This is a genomic window from Pseudomonas sp. QE6 (assembly GCF_041379005.1).
In the GTDB taxonomy this organism is placed as follows: Bacteria; Pseudomonadota; Gammaproteobacteria; order Pseudomonadales; family Pseudomonadaceae; genus Pseudomonas.
Genome location: NZ_CP166873.1, coordinates 76,129 through 91,200, shown reverse-complemented (window position 1 = coordinate 91,200; position 15,072 = coordinate 76,129). Strand labels below are relative to the sequence as shown.

General features: G+C 65.6%; 13 protein-coding genes. 5 read left to right on the top strand and 8 right to left on the bottom strand.

Annotated elements, in window-relative coordinates; translation table 11 throughout:
- Positions 1 to 109: 109 nt before the first annotated feature.
- From folK to dksA, 7 genes are all read right to left on the bottom strand, one after another.
- Positions 110 to 595: a 2-amino-4-hydroxy-6-hydroxymethyldihydropteridine diphosphokinase gene (gene folK, locus ACAW63_RS00430; protein ID WP_371230896.1), complete on the bottom strand. Its 486-nt coding sequence runs from the start codon at positions 593 to 595 to the stop codon at positions 110 to 112.
- Positions 592 to 1,998: a polynucleotide adenylyltransferase PcnB gene (locus ACAW63_RS00425; RefSeq protein ID WP_371230894.1), complete on the bottom strand. Its 1,407-nt coding sequence runs from the start codon at positions 1,996 to 1,998 to the stop codon at positions 592 to 594. Before ACAW63_RS00425 ends, folK begins: the two co-directional genes overlap by 4 nt.
- Before the next feature lie 740 nt (positions 1,999 to 2,738).
- Positions 2,739 to 4,175, bottom strand: a complete 1,437-nt coding sequence (locus tag ACAW63_RS00420; protein WP_371230892.1) for a sigma-54-dependent transcriptional regulator — start codon at positions 4,173 to 4,175, stop codon at positions 2,739 to 2,741.
- Between the two features lie 26 nt (positions 4,176 to 4,201).
- Positions 4,202 to 7,153 (bottom strand): ATP-binding protein, encoded by a 2,952-nt coding sequence (locus ACAW63_RS00415; protein WP_371230890.1) that lies wholly within the window; start codon positions 7,151 to 7,153, stop codon positions 4,202 to 4,204.
- Positions 7,137 to 7,313 carry a hypothetical protein gene (locus ACAW63_RS00410; protein WP_275608689.1) on the bottom strand — a complete coding sequence of 59 codons (177 nt, stop codon included), beginning with the start codon at positions 7,311 to 7,313 and terminating at the stop codon, positions 7,137 to 7,139. The genes ACAW63_RS00415 and ACAW63_RS00410 overlap by 17 nt, the downstream gene beginning before the upstream one ends.
- A gap of 84 nt (positions 7,314 to 7,397) precedes the next feature.
- Positions 7,398 to 8,285, bottom strand: a complete 888-nt coding sequence (gene gluQRS / locus ACAW63_RS00405) for a tRNA glutamyl-Q(34) synthetase GluQRS (RefSeq protein WP_371230888.1) — start codon at positions 8,283 to 8,285, stop codon at positions 7,398 to 7,400.
- A gap of 72 nt (positions 8,286 to 8,357) precedes the next feature.
- Positions 8,358 to 8,801, bottom strand: a complete 444-nt coding sequence (gene dksA / locus ACAW63_RS00400; protein ID WP_015478905.1) for an RNA polymerase-binding protein DksA — start codon at positions 8,799 to 8,801, stop codon at positions 8,358 to 8,360.
- 333 nt (positions 8,802 to 9,134) lie between these two features.
- Between dksA and ACAW63_RS00395 the strand changes: the two genes are divergently transcribed.
- A complete protein-coding gene (locus tag ACAW63_RS00395; RefSeq protein WP_371230886.1) occupies positions 9,135 to 10,307 on the top strand; it encodes a pyridoxal phosphate-dependent aminotransferase in 1,173 nt (390 codons plus the stop codon).
- On the top strand, positions 10,307 to 11,014 hold the full coding sequence (gene sfsA, locus ACAW63_RS00390; RefSeq protein ID WP_371230884.1) for a DNA/RNA nuclease SfsA: 708 nt from the start codon (positions 10,307 to 10,309) through the stop codon (positions 11,012 to 11,014). The genes ACAW63_RS00395 and sfsA overlap by 1 nt, the downstream gene beginning before the upstream one ends.
- Before the next feature lie 115 nt (positions 11,015 to 11,129).
- Here the strand turns inward: sfsA and ACAW63_RS00385 are convergent, their stop codons facing one another.
- A complete protein-coding gene (locus ACAW63_RS00385) occupies positions 11,130 to 11,459 on the bottom strand; it encodes a Rieske (2Fe-2S) protein (protein WP_371230882.1) in 330 nt (109 codons plus the stop codon).
- Between the two features lie 596 nt (positions 11,460 to 12,055).
- On the opposite strand from ACAW63_RS00385, the gene ACAW63_RS00380 reads away from it, so the two are divergent.
- Genes ACAW63_RS00380 through ACAW63_RS00370 form a run of 3 tightly spaced genes read left to right on the top strand, consistent with a single transcriptional unit; the run spans position 12,056 to position 14,705 of the window.
- Positions 12,056 to 13,039, top strand: a complete 984-nt coding sequence (locus ACAW63_RS00380) for a FecCD family ABC transporter permease (RefSeq protein WP_371234529.1) — start codon at positions 12,056 to 12,058, stop codon at positions 13,037 to 13,039.
- Positions 13,039 to 13,806: a heme ABC transporter ATP-binding protein gene (locus ACAW63_RS00375; protein ID WP_371230880.1), complete on the top strand. Its 768-nt coding sequence runs from the start codon at positions 13,039 to 13,041 to the stop codon at positions 13,804 to 13,806. The genes ACAW63_RS00380 and ACAW63_RS00375 overlap by 1 nt, the downstream gene beginning before the upstream one ends.
- An 11-nt stretch (positions 13,807 to 13,817) precedes the next feature.
- The gene (locus ACAW63_RS00370) at positions 13,818 to 14,705 is read left to right on the top strand and encodes a ChaN family lipoprotein (RefSeq protein ID WP_371230878.1); all 888 of its coding nucleotides are present in this window, start codon (positions 13,818 to 13,820) and stop codon (positions 14,703 to 14,705) included.
- Positions 14,706 to 15,072: the final 367 nt, after the last annotated feature.

The following is a 15,072-nucleotide window of genomic DNA, read 5'->3' as shown; positions in this document are numbered from 1 at the left end:
GGCAAACGGGCACCTATAGTCCGGATGGGGCGGACCGAAGTCAATTGCGGGTGTTACCGGACTGTTACGGCGTTACTGCCACTACGCCCCACATGGGGCGCAGGATGCCTCAGGACAGCCGCTCCAGGCCGGAGAACGGACAGGCGGCCAACAGGTCCGGCAGCGTCTGGCCGTTGGGCAGTAGCAGCTGCGGGGCGAGGTCCGCCAGCGGGTAGAGCACGAAGGCACGGGCGTGCATGTGGTAGTGCGGGACACGCAGGCGCGGTTCGTCGATCAGGCGGTCGCCGAACAGCAGGATGTCCAGGTCCAGTGTTCGCGGCCCCCAGCGTTCGTCCTTGCGCACCCGGCCCTGTTCCAGTTCGATGGCTTGCAGGGCGTCGAGCAGCGCCAGCGGTTCCAGTTCGGTGTCCAGCGCCGCCACGGCATTGACGTAGCGCGGCTGATCCGGCGGACCCAGCGGGTCGCTCGCATAGAGGGGGGAGACCCCCGCCAGCGTGGTCGCCGGCAGTTGCTGAAGGGCCTTCAGCGCCGCCTCGAGTTGCTGGCGCGGCTCGGCGAGGTTGCTGCCGAGTCCGAGGTAGACACGCTCGCTCATTCGTTACCGGCGCCTTCACCGCTGTTACGCGGACCCCGACGACGGCGGTTGGCACCGCCACGACGACGCTTGCGCGGCGCGCCGCTGCTTTCTTCCTGGCTGGAGAGGTTGCGGATCATGCCGCGACGCTCGCCATCGCTGGCTTCCTGGTAGTCGGTCCACCAGTCGCCCAGGCCGCCGGTTTCCTCGCCGGCGCTCTCGCGCAGCAGGAGGAAGTCGTAGCCGGCGCGGAAGCGCGGGTTTTCCAGCAGCAGGTCGGCTTTCTTGCCCTGGCGGCGCGGCAGGCGTTCCTGCATGTCCCAGATCTCGCGGATCGGGATGGTGAAGCGCTTGGGCACCGCCGTGCGCTTGCACTGCTCGATGATCAGCTCGTGGGCGGCTTCCTGCATCGCCGGGATCGGCGGCATGCCGCGCTCCTGCAGCTTCAGCGCGCGAGCGGGCAGGGCGGGCCAGAGTAGGGCGGCGAACAGGAAGGCCGGCGTAACCGGCTTGCCCATGCGGATGCGTTCGTCGGTGTTGGCCAGGGCCTGGCGCATCAGTTTGCCGGCGTATTCGGGGTCTGCTTTCAGCGCCTTGGCGCTGGCCGGGAACAGCGGTGCGAACAGGTCGTACTCGGTGAGCAGCTCGAAGGTGCGTTCGGCTTTGCCGCTGAGGAACAGCTTGAGCACTTCGTCGAACAGGCGCGCCGAAGGGATTTCGTTGAGCAGGTGCGCCAGGCGGCGGATCGGCGCGGCGCTGTGCTTCTCGATCTCGAAGTCCAGCTTGGCGGCGAAGCGTACGGCACGCAGCATGCGTACCGGGTCTTCCAGGTAACGCTGCTCCGGGTCGCCGATCAGGCGCACCAGGCGGTTGCGGATGTCATGCACGCCGTGGGCGTAGTCGAGGATGCGCTCACCGGTGACGTCGAAATATAGGGCGTTGATGGTGAAGTCGCGGCGCTGCGCATCATCTTCCAGCGTGCCGTAGACGTTGTCGCGCAGGATGCGACCGGCTTCGTTGCGCGAGGCGTGGGCGCTGTCGGCATCGTCATCGGTCTGCGGATGGTTGGCGCGGAAGGTGGCGACCTCGATGATCTCGCGGCCGAAGTGGACATGGACCAGCTTGAAGCGGCGGCCGATCACCCGTGCGTTGCGGAATTCCGCGCGAACTTGCTCGGGGGTTGCGCTGGTGGCGACGTCGAAGTCCTTCGGCGCAATGCCCAGCAGCGGGTCGCGTACGCCGCCGCCGACGATGTAGGCCTGGTAGCCGGCCTTGGTCAGGCGCTCCACGACATTCACCGCGTTCCTGCTGAACTGATCCCGCCGCAGCGAATGCTGATGGTTGCCAATGACTTCCGGGGTAGTGCGGACGGCGCGCGGACGGCGCAGTGGGGATCGGATGGACTGGATCAGCTTTTTCAGCATGTGTGCACTATCGGGGAATGAATGTAGGGGTAGCCAGCGCAGAACCCTGTAGCCTGGGGCTTTCGAGGGGATGTCTGCTGCCTGGAAACAAATGGCAGCAATTCCGGTGCCGTCTGCGCCGCGGCGATTCTAGCATCGTGGGGTGGGATGATGAAGAAAAGAGGAAAAAAGGACTTGCGGGGAGGAGGGGAGAGGGTGTAGCAAAAGCTACTGGGGGAGCCGAGGCTCCCCCCCAAATAGGTGCGTGCTTTGTTTTTATTATGATGCCGGGCTTGTTGTTTTTGTTTGTTGACCCGTCCCTCGAAGCCAGTTGCTTCGGGGATGCTCCCCATGAGGGGATCCAATAGCAAACGGATTGCTTTGGTCGCTGAGTAAGCGATGATCTTGCGATCCAACCAGTCCTCGTGCTGCCTTCAAGCAGTTTTATTCTTCTCTGACTGGTTGCGGGACTGATCCCGACGGCTACTCTTCTCCAAAAGAATCAGTTAGCTGCGCCTCCGCGATTTTGTTTTTGTTGTGCTGGAGTCGTTTCGTCTTGTTCTTATTTTGAGTTGTCGTGCTTGTTATTGTTGTTGTGCCAATAACAAAGCAGATGCCGTGCCAACTTTTGCAAATCCTTATTTTTCAATGGTTTGCGAGGATTCATCGCTGAGGGGCAGGCACAAAAAAGCCGGGTTTTCGTTACCGATGAACCCGGCTTTTGTTACGGAGCATGTCCCCGGTAACAGTGTGGGGACCTGTTACGAGTCCGCCGAAGCACCCGATTTGCGGCGCGGGATGCCCAGGCGCTGGCGGCGTTCCCACAGGCATTTGCGGCTGATACCCAGCTTGCGGGCCAGCTCGGTTTCGGTCATGTGATCCTGGTGCTCGAGGACGAAGTGCTGGAAGTAGTCTTCCAGCGACAGGTCCTCGGTGGGCTCGTGGTTGCTGGCGCTGCCGTTGCTCGGACGGGCGTCGAGCTCTTCCGCGAAGTCGTCTTCCAGATCGTCCAGCTCGATGTCGATGCCCAGCAGGTCGGCCGGAATCTCCTGGCCTTCGCTGAGGATCACCGCGCGCTCGATGGCATTCTCCAGCTCGCGCACGTTACCCGGCCACGGGTAGTGGCGGATGGCCTGTTCGGCTTCGTGGGAGAAGCTCAGCACCGGGCGCCCCATCTGGGAGCACTGGCGCGCCAGGAAGGCGCGTGCGATCTCCATGACGTCCGCGCCGCGCTCGCGCAGGGGGGGCAGTTTCAGCGAGATGACGTGCAGGCGGTAATAAAGGTCTTCGCGGAACTGGCCGGTCTTGGCGAGCATCTTCAGGTCGCGGTGGGTGGCGGCGATCAGGCGCACGTCGACCTTCTGCGACTGCACCGAACCCACGCGGCGGATTTCGCCTTCCTGCAGCACACGCAGCAGGCGCGCCTGGGCTTCCAGCGGCAGTTCGCCGATCTCGTCGAGGAACAGGGTGCCACCGTCGGCGGCTTCCACCAGGCCGGCACGGCCGGCGCTGGCGCCGGTGAACGCGCCCTTCTCGTGGCCGAACAGTTCGGATTCGATCAGGGTTTCCGGGATCGCCGCGCAGTTCACCGAAATCAGCGGTGCCTTGGTGCGCTTGGACAGGTTGTGCAGGGCGCGGGCGACCAGTTCCTTGCCGGTACCGGACTCGCCCTGGATCAGTACGTTGGAATCGGTGGGAGCGACCTTGCGAATCTTGGTGTACAGCTCCTGCATCGGCGGGCAGGAGCCGATGATGCCGATTTCGCCGTCCGCCGGGGCGGTGTTACCGCTGCTACGCTCGGCCGCCTTGGCGTTACCGCGGGCTTCGGCCGGGGCGTTACGGGCTTCCTGGCGATCCTTGAGGATGCGCGCCACGGCCTGGAGCATTTCGTCGTGGTCGAAAGGCTTGGCGATGTAGTCCACCGCGCCCATCTTCATCGAGTCCACTGCCGAACGCAGGCTGGCGTAGCTGGTCATGATCAGCACCGGGGTGCCCTGGGCCAGCTTGATCAGTTCGGTGCCGGGTGCGCCGGGCAGGCGCAGGTCGCTGACGATCATGTCGAAGGTCGGGATGCTGTAACGCTCCTGGGCCTCCTGCACCGAGCCAGCTTCGCTGACCTGGTACTGGTTCCGCTCGAGCAGCCGTCGCAGGGCGGAACGGATGATGGTTTCGTCTTCGACGATGAGGATATGTGCCATGTATTCAGCTCTCTCGACGTGCTCGTTTACTGCTCGGCCGTCGGGCCAGGATGCCGCGGCAAAGTGACGCTGATGCGGGTGCCGCATTCGCGTTCGGGGTCAGCCGGGCTGTCTATGGTGATTTGCCCATAATGCTCTTCCACGATCGAATAGACCAGTGCGAGGCCCAGGCCGGTCCCCTTGCCAGGGTCCTTGGTCGTGAAGAAGGGCTCGAACAGGCGCTCGATGATCGATTTGGGAATCCCGCTGCCTTCGTCCTCGACGATCAGGTCGACGGTTTGTTCCTGGGCCTCGGTGCGTACGCGGATCGCGCCGTTGGGCGGCGAGGCGTCACGGGCGTTGGAGAGCAGGTTGATCAGCACCTGGGCCAGGCGCTGGGAATCGCCTTCGACCCAGTGCGCCGGATCGCACAGGTTGAAGAACTGCACGTCGACGCTGCGCTTGTTCAGCGACAGCAGGCCGATGGCTTCCTGGGCGACGTCGGCCAGGCACACCGGCTCGGCCGCCACCTGCTTGCCGCCGGCATGGGCGAAGCTCATCAGCGACTGCACGATGCGCGACACACGCTTGGTCTGTTCGAGGATCTGCCCGCTGATTTCGGTCAGCTCGCTGTCGCCCTCGCGCTCTTCGCGCAGGTTCTGCGCGAGGCAGGCGATGCCGGTGATCGGGTTGCCGATCTCGTGGGCGACGCCGGCGGCCAGGCGGCCGATGGAGGCCAGGCGCTCGGAGTGGATCAGCTTGTCTTCCAGGGACTGGGTCTCGGTGAGGTCCTCCACCAGCAGCACCAGGCCACTGTTGCCGGGTGCGAGGGGTTCCTCGATCGCCGCCTTGTGCAGGTTCAGCCAGCGGGTCTGGCCCTCGATGGCCAACCGCTGCTTGTGCAGGTGTTCGTCCGGCGCTTCGATGAAGCCTTCCAGAAGCCCCTTCCAGGGATCGGGCAGGGCGGCGAGGCGCGAGCCGACCACGCGTTGCGCGCTGACCCCGGTGAGGTCTTCGATGGCGCGGTTCCACATGAGGATTTCCTGGTCCTTGGCCAGCGAGCACACGCCCATCGGCAGATCCTGCAGGGTCTGGCGATGGTAGCGGCGCAGGGTGTCGAGCTCGGCGGCCAGGCCGGTGAGTCGGGAGTGGTAGTCCTCCAGGCGGCTCTCGATGAAGTGGATGTCCTCGGTGACGTAGCTTTCGCTGCTGGCTTTATAGGGCAGGAAGGTTTCCACCATGTCCTGGGCCACGCTCGGGCCCATCAGGCCGGAGAGGTTGGCCTCGATGCGGTCGCGCAGGCGGCGCAGGGCATAGGGACGGCGTTCGTCGAAGGGCAGGTGCAGGTCGCGCAGGGCCTGCTCTACCTCGCGCTGGGCGGTCTTGGCGCCCAGCGGCTTGGACAGCTGGCTGGCGAACTCCTGCGGAGAGACGGCGATCAGCTCGCGACGTTGCGGGCGGCGGACATTGTCCACGGCGCAGGCTTCGGCGGCGCCTTTTTCCTCGTCGCTGGCCTCGGTGAACAGCGAGACCAGGGTGAATACCAGCACGTTGGCGGCCAGCGAGGCCAGCGCCGCGAGGTGCCAGGTAGTGTCGTCGAGCACGTAGAGCGAATCGAACAGCGGTACGTAGATGCTCTGCAGGTTCGCCATCAGCGGAGTGAGCATGGTCATGCCCCACACCAGCATGCCGGCCACCAGGCCGGCGATGAAGCCGCGGCGATTGGCGGTCGGCCAGTAGAGCACGGCCAGTGCGCCGGGGAGGAACTGCAGGGTGGCGACGAAGGAAACAATGCCCAGGTTCGACAGGTCCTGTTCGGCGCCCAGCAGCAGATAGAAGGCATAGCCGGCCATGATGATCGCGGCGATCAGTGCGCGGCGGGTCCACTTCAGCCAGCGATAGATGTTGCCTTCGGCCGGCGGCTGGTAGAGCGGTAGCACCAGGTGGTTGAGCACCATGCCCGAGAGCGCCAGGGTCATCACGATGATCAGGCCGCTGGCGGCGGAGATGCCGCCGATGAAGGCGGTGAGCGCCAGGGCCGGGCTGTCCATCGAGATGCCGAGGCCCAGGGTGAAGTACTCCGGGTTGGTCGAGGCGCCCAGGTGCAGGCCGGCCCAGAGGATCGGCGGCACCGCCAGGCTCATCGGCAGCAGGAACAGCGGCAGCCCCCAGCTGGCGCTGAGCAGCGCGCGCGGGTTGAGGTTCTCGGTGAAGGTCATGTGGAACATGTGCGGCATCACGATGGCCGAGGCGAAGAACACCAGCAGCAGCGTGCGCCACGGCCCTTCGGCCAGCGGCGTGTGCAGGGTGCTCAGGGCTTCCTGGTTCTGCAGCAGCCAGACTTCCAGTCCATCCGGCCCGCCGAACACGCCATAGAGCGCGAACAGACCGATGGCGCCCAGCGCCACCAGCTTGACCAGCGACTCGAAGGCGATCGCCATCACCAGCCCTTCGTGGCGCTCGCGGGTGGCGATATGGCGCGCGCCGAAGAGGATGGCGAACAGGGTGATCAGTGCGCAGAACGCCAGTGCCGCGCGGTTGGGCTCGGACTCGCGGGTGAGGATGCTGATCGAGTCGGTCACCGCCTGGATCTGCAACGCCAGCATCGGCAGCACGCCGATCAACATGAACACCGTGGTCAGCGCGCCGGCCCAGGTGCTGCGGAAGCGGAAGGCGAACAGGTCGGCCAGCGAGGACAACTGGTAGGCGCGGGTGATGCGCAGGATCGGGTAGAGCAGTACCGGCGCCAGCAGGAAGGCGCCGGAGACGCCCAGGTAGATCGCCAGGAAGCCGTAGCCGTACTGGTAGGCGAGACCGACCGTGCCATAGAAGGCCCAGGCGCTGGCGTACACGCCCAGCGACAGGGTGTAGATCAATGGATGGCGCACCAGCCAGCGGGGCACGAAGCCGCGCTCGGTGATCCAGGCGACACCGAAGAGAACCATCAGGTAGGAGGCGCTGATCAGGATCAGCTGGGTGAGGCTAAAGCTCGTCAGCATCGCGCTGGCTCTGCAGGATGAAGGTGACGACGATCAGGATCAGCCACAGCAGGTAGGGGCGGTACCAGGCGCCGTGGGGTTCGATCCACCAGTCCATGATGGCCGGTGAGAACAGGTAGATGCCCACGACCAGGAGCAACACCAGTCGATAGATGTACATGTCGTCTCTCTCGTTGTTCGGCGGGCAGGCTACCTGTGCGCACAGTCGCCGGCAAGCCGGCCGCCACTGGGGACAGGTACAAGTCTAGAGCCGCGCGTCTTCCAGCGTCAGGCTGCGGGGGATGGCGGTCGCGTCCCAGTTCGCGATACCCCAGGCGAGCACGTCGCGTGGCGTGGCCTGCAGCAGCTCGGCGGGCGGGTTCTGGCCCAGCGCTTTCAGGGCGCGCACCAGCAGCGGAGCGGCCTGGTCGGCTTCCAGCGGCGGCGAGCGGTAGGACTTGCCCAGCTTGTGGCCATCGGGCTGGATGATCAGCGGCACGTGCAGGTAGCGCGGCGCGGCGATGCCGAGCAGCTCCTGCAGGTAGAGCTGCCGCGGGGTGTTGTCCAGCAAGTCGGCGCCGCGAACGATATCGGTCACGCCTTGCCAGGCATCGTCCAGCACCACGGCCAGCTGGTAGGCGAACAGCCCGTCGCGGCGACGGATGACGAAGTCGCCCACTTCGCGGCCCAGGTGCTGGTGGAACTCGCCCTGCAGGCGGTCGGTGAAGCGGTATTCCAGCTCCGGTACGCGGATGCGAATGGCGACGTCGCCGTGCCAGTCATGCTGGGCGTCGCGGCAGGTGCCGGGGTAGATGCCGTGGGTGCCCTCGAGCTGCTTGCGCGAGCAGGTACAGGCGTAGGCCAGGCCACTGCGCAGCCATTGTTCGACCTGGGCGGCGTAGGCGCCGTGGCGGTCGCTCTGGCATTCCACCGGGCCGTCCCATTCGAAGCCGTAGCGCTCGAGGGTTTCCAGGATCGCCGCCTGGGCGCCGGGCATCTCCCGCGGCGGGTCGAGGTCTTCCATGCGCACCAGCCACTTGCCGCCTACTGCGCGCGCGTCCAGGTAGGACGCGACGGCGGCCACCAGCGAACCGAAGTGCAGGTAGCCGCTGGGCGTGGGGGCGAAGCGTCCGACGTAGCGGGAGGCGGGCATGGACAGTCTCTGGAACAGGAAAGGCACAAACGAAACGGGGCGCCGCAGCGCCCCGTTCGGGATCAACCGGGCTCAGGAGCCCAGCTGCTTTTCCTTGATTTCCGCCAGGGTCTTGCAGTCGATGCACAGGGTGGCGGTGGGGCGGGCTTCCAGACGGCGGATGCCGATCTCGACGCCGCAGGAATCGCACCAGCCGTAATCGTTGTCTTCGATCAGCTGCAGGGTCTCGTCGATCTTCTTGATCAGCTTGCGCTCGCGGTCGCGGGCGCGCAGCTCGAGGCTGAACTCCTCTTCCTGGCTGGCACGGTCGGCCGGGTCCGGGAAGTTCGCCGCTTCGTCCTGCATGTGGTGCACGGTGCGGTCCACTTCTTCCATCAGCTCAACTTTCCATTTGTTGAGGATGGAGGTGAAGTGCGCGCGCATGCGATCGCTCATGTACTCCTCGCCCTTGGTTTCCTGGTAGGGCTCGAAGCCACGAATCAGTTGGCTGCTCTGTTGTTTTGCTTTGGTGGGCATGGATGACCGCCTCTCACTCTCGCTAATCCTCTCGCGGATGGTCCTTCTCCGGCACTGCCGGCCCCGCGCTCGCAAGCGGGCGAACTTACCAGAACGATTCCCGGGACGCTACTCCCGGTTGTCGAGCCTGCCGTCTCCCGCACATGACCTGGCGACCTGGTCGCCGATTCGATGGACACCGCTATCGAAATTTTTGCAAACACTTGCACGATCGCCTGTTTTTCATGAACGAAACGCGCATTTTCAACGAGCAATAACCGGGCTTCGATGGCGCCCCTGTGTCACTCGGTGGCCTGTTAGAATCCCCACCTTGTCGTAAAGTTCGGAAAACCTATGGCTACTCCCTACAGTGCACGCAGCCGCGCCATCGAGCCCTTCCACGTCATGGCGCTGCTGGCGCGCGCCAACGAGTTGCAGGCCGCGGGCCATGACGTCATTCACCTGGAAATCGGCGAGCCGGATTTCACCACCGCCGCGCCGATCATCGCCGCAGGCCAGGCTGCGCTGGCCGCCGGGCATACCCGCTACACCGCCGCCCGAGGCATACCGGCGCTGCGCGAGGCCATCGCCGGCTTCTACGCCGAGCGTTATCGCCTGTCGATCGACCCGCAACGCATCCTCATCACGCCCGGCGGCTCCGGTGCGCTGCTGCTCGCCAGCAGCCTGCTGGTGGACCCGGGCAAGCACTGGCTGCTGGCCGATCCGGGCTATCCGTGCAATCGCCACTTCCTGCGCCTGGTCGAAGGTGCCGCGCAGCTGGTGCCGGTGGGGCCGGAGAGCCGCTACCAGCTCACGCCCGATCTCATCGAGCGGCACTGGGATCATGACAGTGTAGGCGCTCTGGCGGCATCGCCAGCGAATCCTACGGGCACGGTGTTGCACCGGGATGAACTGGCCGCGCTGTCCGCCGCGCTGAAGGCGCGTGGCGGCCATCTGGTGGTCGACGAGATCTACCACGGCCTGACCTATGGCATGGACGCCTCCAGTGTGCTGGAAGTGGATAACGATGCCTTCGTACTCAACAGCTTCTCCAAGTATTTCGGCATGACCGGCTGGCGCCTGGGCTGGCTGGTGGCACCGCTCGATGCGGTCGGTGAGCTGGAGAAACTGGCGCAGAACCTCTACATCAGCGCGCCGAGCATGGCCCAGCATGCCGCACTGGCCTGCTTCGAGCCGGATACCCTGGCGATCTTCGAGGAACGCCGCGCCGAGTTCGCCCGTCGCCGCGACTACCTTCTGCCGGCACTGCGGGAGCTGGGCTTCAGCATCGTGGTGGAGCCGGAGGGTGCCTTCTATCTGTACGCGGACATCAGCGCCTTCGGCGGCGATGCCTATGCGTTCTGCCAGCACTTCATCGAGACCGAACACGTCGCCTTCACCCCGGGGGTGGACTTCGGCCGCTACCAGGCCTCGCACCATGTGCGCTTCGCTTATACCCAGAGCGTCGAGCGCCTGCAGCAGGCGGTGGAGCGCATCGCCCGTGGCCTGAAGAGCTGGCGTCCCTGATGCATTTCGAACCGGCGCTGGAGGAGGCGCGCCTGATCAAGCGCTACAAGCGCTTTCTGGCGGACATCGAGACCGCCGGTGGCGAGCGTCTGACCATCCACTGCCCGAACACGGGCTCGATGCTCAATTGCATGAGCGAAGGTTGCCGGGTCTGGTTCAGTCGCTCCAATGATCCCAAGCGCAAGCTGCCGGGTACCTGGGAACTGGTGGAAACCCCGCAGGGTCGCCTGGCCTGCGTGAACACCGGGCGCGCCAACCGGCTGGTGGAGGAAGCGCTGCTGGCCGGGGGCGTGACGGAACTGGCGGGCTTCGAGGAGCTTCGCCGCGAGGTGGCCTATGGGCAGGAGAACAGTCGCGCCGATTTCCGCCTGATGTTTGCCGGCAAGCCGGTGTACGTCGAAGTGAAGAGCGTGACCCTGGGCTTCGACGACACCAGGGTCGCCGCTTTTCCCGATGCCGTGACCCTGCGTGGCGCCAAGCACCTGCGCGAGCTGGCGGCGCTGGCCCGCGAAGGCATGCGGGCCGTGCTGCTGTATGCGGTGAACCTCTCGGACATCGATGCGGTGCGCCCGGCGGCGGAGATCGACGCCGCCTATGCCGCGGCGTTGGCGGAGGCGCACAACGCCGGGGTGGAAGTGCTGGCTTATGGCGCGCAGATCGATACGCAGGAAATCCGTCTTGGTCAGCCGTTGAAGGTGTTGTTGTAGTCCGGATTCCGCTGCGAGGATCCTTCGCGAGCAAGCTCGCTCCTCCAGGTCTGCGTCGCGCTGCTCTTCGTAGGAGCGAGATTGCTCGCGAACCGCCCCAGGTACAGTTCCCAACCTAGTCCTCTTCCTGCTCATCCAGCCAGACTCCCTGCTCATCTTCCCGGCAGGGCAGGGCCTCCAATCCATCTCCCAGGCACGGTCCCTGGATGCACTCCCCGGTTTCGATCAGGAACAAGGCCCCATGGTGGCCGCACTGCAACAGGCGGCCACTGCCATCGAGAAAGTTCTCCGCGTCATAGCCCAGCGGGATTTCCCGGTGGGGGCAGCGGTTGCGGTAGGCGTAAAGGCGGCCTTGGCGGCGCACCACGAAAAGGTTCAGGCCGCCGGCCTTGAAGCCCCGGCTCTGGCCTTCGGCCAGTTCGTGCGGGGCGCAGAGCAGGATCATCGGGTTCTCCATTCGGGGCGGGCATTATCCGCGCGTGGAGGGCTGGATCGGAAGAGGGTGCACATCCTTGTGCTGAAGAGGGGCCGGCTGGCCGTCACAAAGCGGCCGGGCTGGGTGCGGAGATCCGGGGCGGGCTGTTCTTGAATGGCGCGCCAGGGGATCTTCATCCAGCCGTTCAGGTCCGGCGGTCGTGATCGCCAGGCGAGTACGGGAAATTTCGGTTTCGTCGATGGGGTGCCGGGGGCGACAACGGTTAGAACGGGGTTCGGCGAAGTATTTGCGGGGGAGCATCATACGCTAGGCTGGGCACACCATGGGTTGAGGCTGCTGTGTGCTGAGTAGCGGCAGACCGAAGACGGGCTGGGTGGAAGCGCGACGCAGACCATAATCGCAGATGGGCATAAATGCAAATTGTTATCAATAACTAGACTTGTTGCGGCGCTTCCGGTCTGCGGCCCGGGGCCGCGCATACCGGCTGGATTGGCCAGTCTCTCCCGGGCCTTTTATCCTTCCGCGCAGGCCCTGAACTCGGAAAGTCGTCCTTGACTCGGATCGTTGCTGCTCGACCGCTGTTCCTGCTCCTTGGTTTTCTTCTACTGCTGGTGGTCTGGTTGTCGCTGGCCCTTGGGCCGGTGAGCCTGCCGTTGGGCGACACCCTGCGGGCACTGGCGCGCCTGATCGGCTTGCCGGTATCCGCCGACGCCCTGGGGCAGGCCGAGCTGATCGTGGGCCAGATCCGCCTGCCGCGCACCCTGCTGGGCATCGCCACCGGCGGCGTGCTGGCGCTGGCTGGCGTGGCGATGCAGGGGTTGTTCCGCAATCCGTTGGCCGACCCCGGCCTGATCGGCGTTTCCAGCGGCGCGGCCCTGGGGGCGGCGATCGCCATCGTCTTCGGTGCCTCCATCGGCGGGCTGCCGGAAGCACTAGCACCTTATCTGCTGTCCGCCTGCGCCTTCGCCGGAGGCCTGCTGGTGACAGCGCTGGTCTATCGCCTGGGCCGGCACAACGGGCAGACCAGCGTGGCCACCATGTTGCTGGCGGGTATTGCGCTCACGGCGCTGGCCGGGGCGCTGATCGGGCTGTTCACCTACCTGGCCGACGACGCCACCCTGCGTACCCTGACCTTCTGGAACCTGGGCAGCCTGAACGGCGCCAGCTATCCCCGGTTGTGGCCGTTGCTGCTGATCACTTTGCTGGTGGCCTGCTGGTTGCCGCGCCGGGTGGATGCGCTGAATGCGCTGCTGCTGGGCGAGTCCGAAGCGCGTCATCTGGGTTTCGACGTCGAACGCCTGAAGGTCGAGCTGATCCTGTGCACCGCGCTGGGCGTCGGCGCGGCGGTGGCGGCGGCCGGCATGATCGGCTTCATCGGCCTGGTGGTGCCGCATCTGCTGCGCCTGATCGTCGGCCCCGATCACCGGATACTGCTACCGGCGTCCATGTTCGGCGGCGCCATCCTGCTGCTGCTCGCCGACCTTGTGGCACGGCTGGCGCTGGCGCCGGCGGAACTGCCGATCGGCATCGTCACCGCGCTGATCGGCGCGCCGTTCTTCCTCTACCTGCTGATACGGGGGCGCTCCTGATGCTGACGGCGGAGAACCTGCTGGTGAAGCGCGGCGCGCAGACGGTCCTGCAGGGCGCGAGCCTGGCCTTGCAGCCGGGCGAGGTGCTTGGCGTTCTGGGGCCGAACGGCGCCGGCAAAAGTACCTTGCTGGGTGCTCTCAATGGCGAGCTGCCGCTGTCCGGCGGCGCCGTGCGCCTTGATGATCGTCCGTTGGCGGATTGGCAGGGTACCGACCGGGCGCGCCGCCTGGCGGTCCTGCCGCAGTCTTCGACGCTGAATTTCGCGTTCACGGTCGAAGCGGTGGTCGGCTTCGGACGCCTGCCCCACGACAGCGGCCGCCAGCGCGACCGCGAGATCGTCGCGGCGGCGCTGGATGCCGCGGATGCCGCCCATCTGGCCGGGCGCAGCTACCTGGCGCTCTCCGGAGGGGAGCGCCAGCGCGTGCATCTGGCGCGTGTACTGGCGCAGCTGTGGCCGGGCGGCGCGGAGCAGGTGTTGCTGCTGGACGAGCCGACCTCGGCGCTCGATCCGCTGCACCAGCACACTACGCTGCAAGCGGTGCGCGAGTTCGCCAATCGCGGCGCGGCGGTGCTGGTGATCCTGCATGACCTGAACCTGGCGGCGCGTTACTGTGATCGCCTGTTGTTACTGCACCAGGGACGGCCGCACCTGCAGGGCACACCGGAGGAGGTGCTGCGAGCCGAGCCGCTGCGCACCGTGTTCGGGCTGGACGTGCTGGTCCAGCGGCATCCCGAGCGCGGCCACCCGCTGATCATCGCCCGCTGAATGGAGCTCACGTGAAGTACCTGCTGATTCCCCTGCTGGCGCTGTTGGCGGCTTGCCAGAGCACCACCTCCGCGCCGCCGCTGCCGGCCTGGCAGAGTCCGGAGGGGCGTGACAGCGCTGAGCTGGGTGTCATTCGTGACCTGCGCAGCGGAGAGCGACTCACGCCGCAACAGTTGCTCGACCGGCTGGCCACGGCGCCGCGTGTGGTGGTGGGCGAGCAGCACGACAATCCGGACCATCACGCCCTGGAACTCTGGCTGGCGCGCGCCCTCGCGGAGCGTCGTCCGAGTGGTAGCGTGCTGATGGAGATGATCAATCCGAACCAGCAGTCGCGGGTCGCCGCTGTCCAGGCGGCAGCGGCCAGGGACGAGATGCCGACGGACCTGCTCGGCGCACTGGCGTGGCAACCGGGCTGGGACTGGTCGCTCTATGGGCCGTTGGTGACCTGGTCGGTGAAGCAGCCAGCGCCTCTGCTCTCGGCCAATCTGGATCGCGGCGAGATCATGCGTATCTATGCCGAGCAGCCGGTGCTGGAGGGAGGTCGCTCCGCGACGGATGCCGTGCGCAACAGCCTGTTGGATGACATTCGCGAATCCCACTGCGGCCTGCTGCCGGAAAACCAGTTGCCGGCGATGCTGGCCGTACAGCAACAGCGCGACCGGCGCATGGCGGAGCGTCTGAAGGCCGCGCCGGGGCCTGCGCTGATGATTGCCGGCGGCTTCCATGCACGGCGCGACCTGGGCGTGCCGCTGCACCTGGAGGACCTTGGGGCGGGACAGGGGCTGCAGGTGCTGATGCTGGCCGAGGTGGGCAAGACGGTTGCGCCGGCGCAGGCGGATTACGTCTGGTACACACCGGCGCTGCCGCCGACGGACTATTGCGCGACGCTGCGCCGGTAGCGCAAGCCGCCGAGCATGGACGGGCCCCGTTTTCGTTGGCCATGCTTTTTTCGTAGGCAAAAAAAGACCCGGCAAACTGCCGGGTCGAAACCGTGATTAGCCTGATGAGGAGATAATCTGAAGAGTCCGACTGCGGGGGCTCTCGAGCTTATCCAACTGGCCTCGCGGCCAGTTAGTTAATAATAACCATTATCACTTGAGAGTCAATGCTTTTTCTTTCCTCGTGATCGGATAACCGGGGTAGTGCTGCGCGTCGCCCTCGATGAAAAAACGCGGGCAAAAAAAGACCCGGCAAAGTGCCGGGTCGAAACCGTGATTAGCCTGATGAGGAGATAATCTGAAGAGTCCGACTGCGGGGTCTCTTGAG

Coding starts and splice junctions, on each gene's coding strand:
- sfsA (WP_371230884.1), top strand. CDS start 10,307: ATGCATTTCGAACCGGCGCTGGAGGAGGCGCGCCTGATCAAGCGCTAC.
- ACAW63_RS00395 (WP_371230886.1), top strand. CDS start 9,135: ATGGCTACTCCCTACAGTGCACGCAGCCGCGCCATCGAGCCCTTCCAC.
- dksA (WP_015478905.1), bottom strand. CDS start 8,801: ATGCCCACCAAAGCAAAACAACAGAGCAGCCAACTGATTCGTGGCTTC.
- ACAW63_RS00410 (WP_275608689.1), bottom strand. CDS start 7,313: ATGTACATCTATCGACTGGTGTTGCTCCTGGTCGTGGGCATCTACCTG.
- ACAW63_RS00420 (WP_371230892.1), bottom strand. CDS start 4,175: ATGGCACATATCCTCATCGTCGAAGACGAAACCATCATCCGTTCCGCC.
- ACAW63_RS00375 (WP_371230880.1), top strand. CDS start 13,039: ATGCTGACGGCGGAGAACCTGCTGGTGAAGCGCGGCGCGCAGACGGTC.
- ACAW63_RS00425 (WP_371230894.1), bottom strand. CDS start 1,998: ATGCTGAAAAAGCTGATCCAGTCCATCCGATCCCCACTGCGCCGTCCG.
- ACAW63_RS00415 (WP_371230890.1), bottom strand. CDS start 7,153: ATGCTGACGAGCTTTAGCCTCACCCAGCTGATCCTGATCAGCGCCTCC.
- ACAW63_RS00385 (WP_371230882.1), bottom strand. CDS start 11,459: ATGATCCTGCTCTGCGCCCCGCACGAACTGGCCGAAGGCCAGAGCCGG.
- folK (WP_371230896.1), bottom strand. CDS start 595: ATGAGCGAGCGTGTCTACCTCGGACTCGGCAGCAACCTCGCCGAGCCG.
- gluQRS (WP_371230888.1), bottom strand. CDS start 8,285: ATGCCCGCCTCCCGCTACGTCGGACGCTTCGCCCCCACGCCCAGCGGC.